This window comes from Rhodoferax sp. ZS1R8 (assembly GCF_056521325.1).
Genome location: NZ_JBWMBA010000156.1, coordinates 703 through 1,130, shown reverse-complemented (window position 1 = coordinate 1,130; position 428 = coordinate 703). Strand labels below are relative to the sequence as shown.

The following is a 428-nucleotide window of genomic DNA, read 5'->3' as shown; positions in this document are numbered from 1 at the left end:
CTCAATTCAGACCTGGACCAACGCGCCGATCAAGGCCAATCGCCGCCCTCCCACCTTGAACTGCTCAATATGCTGGCCCAGGCAGCCGGCATGCGCAACTTTCAAACCTTCAGGGCCTCGGTGGAAGCCAACACCACCGAGGCGCCACCTTTGGTGGCCAGGCCACGCTGCGGCTCGAACTGGTCAACATGCAACTGCTGGGCCGCAAGGCTGACTGCAGTGAATACTGGAAAGAACCCGTACGGCCCAATGAAGAGGTGCAGGACTTCCTGCGTGCCCTGCGCCAGGCCGTAGCGAGCGCACAACCCACCAAGGCCTTGACCACTATCAGCCCGCGTGCAGCCATTCCACTTCAGGCAAGCCGCGCAAAAAAGCGGCCACTGACTCCAGCGCTCCATGCTCTGCCGCCCACTCAATATGCTCAGCCA

The 428-nt window shown here is 61.4% G+C and carries 1 protein-coding gene; it reads right to left on the bottom strand.

Going from position 1 to position 428, the window contains the following annotated elements; all coding sequences use genetic code 11:
- Positions 1 to 101: 101 nt before the first annotated feature.
- The coding region (locus tag AC097P_RS24610; RefSeq protein ID WP_479613039.1) for a hypothetical protein at positions 102 to 428 on the bottom strand (327 nt) is incomplete at its 5' end.